The sequence below is a fragment of the Halorhodospira sp. M38 genome, assembly GCF_022227985.1.
Lineage (GTDB): Bacteria > Pseudomonadota > Gammaproteobacteria > Nitrococcales > Halorhodospiraceae > Halorhodospira > Halorhodospira halophila_A.
In genome coordinates, this window is record NZ_JAJNQP010000050.1 from 1 (window position 1) to 4491 (window position 4491).

The 4491-nt window shown below is 52.3% G+C and carries 6 protein-coding genes; all 6 read right to left on the reverse strand.

Annotated features, from left to right (window positions below; genetic code table 11):
• The coding region (locus tag LRA98_RS12535) for a DUF6731 family protein (RefSeq protein ID WP_238634241.1) at positions 1–603 on the reverse strand (603 nt) is incomplete at its 3' end.
• A gap of 98 nt (positions 604–701) precedes the next feature.
• On the reverse strand, positions 702–1520 hold the full coding sequence (locus LRA98_RS12540) for a hypothetical protein (protein ID WP_238634240.1): 819 nt from the start codon (positions 1518–1520) through the stop codon (positions 702–704).
• Between the two features lie 95 nt (positions 1521–1615).
• Positions 1616–2374, reverse strand: a complete 759-nt coding sequence (locus tag LRA98_RS12545) for a hypothetical protein (RefSeq protein ID WP_238634239.1) — start codon at positions 2372–2374, stop codon at positions 1616–1618.
• A 118-nt stretch (positions 2375–2492) separates the two neighbouring features.
• Complete coding sequence (locus tag LRA98_RS12550; RefSeq protein ID WP_238634238.1) at positions 2493–2990, reverse strand: hypothetical protein; 498 nt, start codon at positions 2988–2990, stop codon at positions 2493–2495.
• 29 nt (positions 2991–3019) lie between these two features.
• On the reverse strand, positions 3020–3751 hold the full coding sequence (locus LRA98_RS12555) for a hypothetical protein (protein WP_238634237.1): 732 nt from the start codon (positions 3749–3751) through the stop codon (positions 3020–3022).
• Between the two features lie 75 nt (positions 3752–3826).
• Entirely contained in the window at positions 3827–4222 is a 396-nt protein-coding gene (locus tag LRA98_RS12560) for a hypothetical protein (protein WP_143592248.1), read from the reverse strand.
• Positions 4223–4491: the final 269 nt, after the last annotated feature.

Below are 4491 nucleotides of genomic sequence, written 5' to 3' on the forward strand. Positions count from 1 at the left end.
ACGATTCCGCTCACCTTGAACAGATATCTCGACTTTTACCCGATCAGCACCAGTTCGCCTTCCGTAATCAATAGCCTCGCTCAATGAAGCGCCGCGCTCCCGATCTTGGGCGGACATTCGTGAAACATCGAGTGAAAAATTAATCTTTCTAGTAATGCCTTGGTTCAGTAGGCGACGCTCTACATCCTCATCGTACTTCGGCTTGAAAGTATATAAATTGTTTGCATTCTCAACATAAGAGCTAAGGTAGTCAGCGACTGCTGCGGGCCTTACTCCGAAATGATTGTATTGAATAAGAAGATACTCAGTCTGGGGATCATACAAGGCGGCCGTTTCCTCGCCAAAGCCTTCTTCGTCCTCAAACTCAAAACCTTCAACCTCAGTATCCCGCCCGACTTTTCCAGGGCCGTGAGCTGTCCTTATACGCACGAAGTCCATGAACCACACACCATTTCTGAACTCAATCGCTTCAGCTCTGAGTTCTGTTTGGTTCACTATACGAATGCGTTCCCTTAAATCATTCTGAGCATCTAGCTCAGAAAGAACATCCGATAAATTCGCGCTATCCTTACTCTTTTCAACCCTGAGTGCATAAACCTTCATAAAATCCTCATAAACTTAACGCCAGCCGTAACCGGCGCATTTGTAGTGAGCGCAGCGAACGAAAAATGCGTCCGAGTTCACGGCCTTGTTAGGCCATATTACGGCCACCGCTTCTTCCTCAGGACGTATTGACGATCATCCCACAGCCATTGGATAAACTCTTGCATTTGTGGAAACACAGGCTCTGGAGTATTGAGTGCGTACGCGAGATGACTTAACTCTGACGTTAGTTCTCGCAGCGGAGCGAGCATCTTCACGACATGCAAAACAGCATATTTAGCCGCCTGATCGTGCAACCCCGGCAAGGCCAACGCCTCCTCCGTAGAAAGAGGCGTCTTATCCAAGCCATGCATTATCGTAATAGTGATGTCATCAATAGCAGACGCAACCAAGTTTGATTGGCTAAGTATTTTCTCTTTCTGAGATTTGGGAACATCCTTCTCCAAGATTGCCGTTACTATTTGACCCCAGTGATCGAGCGGATCCCTACCGACGTGAGAAGGGTTGAGCGCATCTAGATTGTGGTACCGGGTAGTCTGAGCGAAGTCACTTAACAAGCTTATAATTTCTTTTTGAATTGGATTTAAAGAGTTTCGATCAGGAACTGCGACGCCTCTCGCGTCAGCAATCGTCACGCATTGGTCATACAGCTCTTCAATGTTATGACCATAGCTTTTCAGTTGCTTTTTTGTTGGCACAGAAAGATTATTAGTTGCTATGTGCTCAATTATCACAAGGGCCTTCAGCAGCCTTTCTACTCCTATCGAGAGGTTGAACAACGACGAATAGAATGCGCCCTTGTTGTGAACGTGCGCAGATCGCAGATCGGTTAATCCACTCCCTAGGCATGAGCTAATAAGAAACCCTTCCTGCTCAAGGAGTAAAAAAGATGGCGGAAAATTTGCTCGATACGTCATTTCTTATCGCCTAACGCCAACATAACCGGCGCGAGGTACGAGCGTCCGGCGCCGCAGGCGCGAAGTTAATGTTCTTGTTAAATCGTAACTGTGTGTCAGGAGAATATTTCACACTCCCAAACAGCGACATCCTCTTTTGCCTTGGAGTAAAGATCCCGATGGGTATAATCCCTCGGTCTATACGCCTCTATAACAAATCTCTGAAAGTCCCCGGCCGGCAAGGCATCCAAAAGGAAAAGAGTAGCATCACAAGTAAGTTTTAGAGCCCAAATAGACATTGCGCTGGTCGATATTCTTAGCGTCCACTCCAGACCTTTATCCGGGGCGACAACCTGTCTTCCAGATATTTCGTTGTTACTCAATCGCCTAAGAACCTCCGGGGTCTCCTGAGCGTAACGAATAACCCCATCCTCCCCTTCTTGAATAGGAACATCACAAGATCGAAAATGAACCAGAGCGTCCCGGAGGTCTCTCAGGCAAACCATATCTTCCAGTAGGGCGGGATTGCTCGCCTCTAGGAGCTTCACTACTCGCTTATAGCGATCATAGAATGAACCAGTTCCGTCTTGGCTTAAAGCGCATAGCTGGTCAAGAGCTTCGCGTCTGATACCGGGTGTCTGTATTTTGGAAGGGGACTGCTCTCTTTCCTTCTCGAATACGAACGCCCGTGCCAGTGAAGATATTTCATTACAAAATGCCTCGATTGAAACAGCGCAAAGGACCACCGAGGACGGAGCTTCCAGGTTCAGGTCCAGCCCACTTTCGTAGGTTCCCGCAGACTTAACTCTCTCAAATGACGACAGAAAGAACCCCCAGGACATCACAGCTGTTGTGTACGCCAGTGGATTTTGCATCTCGCCTTTGCTCCGGAAATTGGTCACGATTTAACGGTTTGCTGAGGCGCGCCGCCCGGAGCGCCCAGTTTCCGGCAGCCACGCCTGCCGGCGTCGCCTCAAGCTGATTGTTGGGCTCCTATCCGATTTGTTTGTTGAAAATCGGAAGCCGGCTATGCATTTTCTTGTGTAGGACATGCAAGTAAACCTCGGCCAGGGAAGCCAGCTCTTGATCAGATATGGTGATAACGCCTAAGCGAACGCGGCCCTCCCGCACGTCCGACTCATACTCCTCTGCTTCCGGGCCACCGCGAAAACCATGCTTAGGAAACGTCCGGCGGCCATCTTCCAGAAACTGCGGCGTCTTGACGTGGCCCCACACCCGGTGGTGGAGGTTATTTTTGGTCGCCTTCCCGATGTAGAGAATATCGCCACTTGGGGATGCGAAGCAGTACACACCGCTTTTCTGACCGATTCCATCGCCCGTAACCAACATGCCACGGTTGTTCGGATCGGACCAATCGCCGATGCAAGGCCGCTCCTCGCCGAATTCCGCTTGGATCTCGGCATCACGAAACAGGCCCGGATGCGCCTCTATCAGTTCTTGCACTGCGTCAACCGCCTCTCGAATCTTCACGAGCTCATCCCCCATGCCCAACGCAGAGCTTACCGGCGCGACGAAGGAGCGTCCGGTACAGCGCCTTGTTCGGCGGCCGACGAGGCAAGCTGCAGCCCCGACAACACATCGCCTAGGAAGTTGTACAGCAACCGGTCCAACTCCCATCCGTTGAGGCCAGCCTGCTCAGCCACGCCCAAGTAGAAATCCTCATGCTCCGAGTAGGAAGGAAACGACATGCCTAGCCGATCCGACACCGACTTAATTCGGGCATCGACCGCGATACTGTCCCGGAAGTCCTCGTGATACACGTCCATCATGATGTTCCGGGCGTACTTGTCTCCAATCCCTGGCATCTCCTTTAGCCATCGAATCTTTGATTCTCGGCCAGGCTGAGCGAGCAACTGATTCTTGGCGTTCTCCGGCCCACCCATATCCCGAATGCGGTCGAAGCATCCCACAATGAAATCACCCTTGCGGTCCGGCATCCGCACCTTGGCAGCCCGGCATACTTCACGCGCCTCCCGAAGCCGGTCACCATCGGGAAGATCCAAGAGGGCCGAGTAGGTGATGCGACTATAGTTGTTTCGGTTCCCGATCAGCCCGTGCCACCCAGCCGATCGACCCATCGTGGCGAAGCTCTGGAGCAAGTAGTGCCAGAGAAAGTCTGGGCGATTAATGTCGGCATGGTTCTCCTTGTGCCGATCCAGATCAGCCCGCTTTTCGTCCGCGAGCCGCCGAACCACTGCAACGAGTTGAACTTGGGCGGCATTTATATCCATAGATGACTCCTTGGCCTTTGACGCCGAACGCAAAGCTAACCGGCGCGAGGTACGAGCGTCCGGTTGAGCGCCGAGTTAGGAGCTGGTACCCCAAGAGTTGACTTCCCCCGACGCGGATACCCAATACACAGTGATCCCCTGCCTCCTACAGAAATCACGGAGGCCGTCCATGCGTCTCCGGTAATCAGAGGTATCAGGTATAGCTAAAGCGATTTCGTCTCCATTCTCCGGGTCTTCGGTATCTTTTATAAGGTTGAACAAACCGTGCGACAGGTTTCTCCATGCGTTATCCCACTGGTTCTTTGCGTTGCTCTCACCCTTGCACTCGATCGCAAGACGAACCCCTGACGTCGGATCCTTCCCCTCCACATCGATCCCATTTGCTTTTCCCATGCGCGGGATAACATCAATGTAGCCCTGACGCACAAGCCAGTCTGCCATGGTCGTTTTCACGTAATCTTCTGAAATCAACCTCTTACTCCTAACAGTGGTATCGACGGACTCTGTATATCCCGGTCGGACGTGATTCTGTGTATCCGGCTACGCGGTGTTTTGCCTGGGACTTGCGTCGGCGGTTCAGCGTCGCAAGAATGGACCGATCAGCGACACGGAAGTCGAGGCAACGGAGATGCCGGGAAGAGACTTGGAAGCCGCGCGGCGGCGGTTCTGGGACCGGTACGTCCAAGAGGCACATCGGCAGGGCGTCCCCCAGCGGCAGGTCAAGTGTACCCGTCCGTTTG

Coding starts and splice junctions, on each gene's coding strand:
- LRA98_RS12555 (WP_238634237.1), bottom strand. CDS start 3,751: ATGGATATAAATGCCGCCCAAGTTCAACTCGTTGCAGTGGTTCGGCGG.
- LRA98_RS12545 (WP_238634239.1), bottom strand. CDS start 2,374: ATGCAAAATCCACTGGCGTACACAACAGCTGTGATGTCCTGGGGGTTC.
- LRA98_RS12540 (WP_238634240.1), bottom strand. CDS start 1,520: ATGACGTATCGAGCAAATTTTCCGCCATCTTTTTTACTCCTTGAGCAG.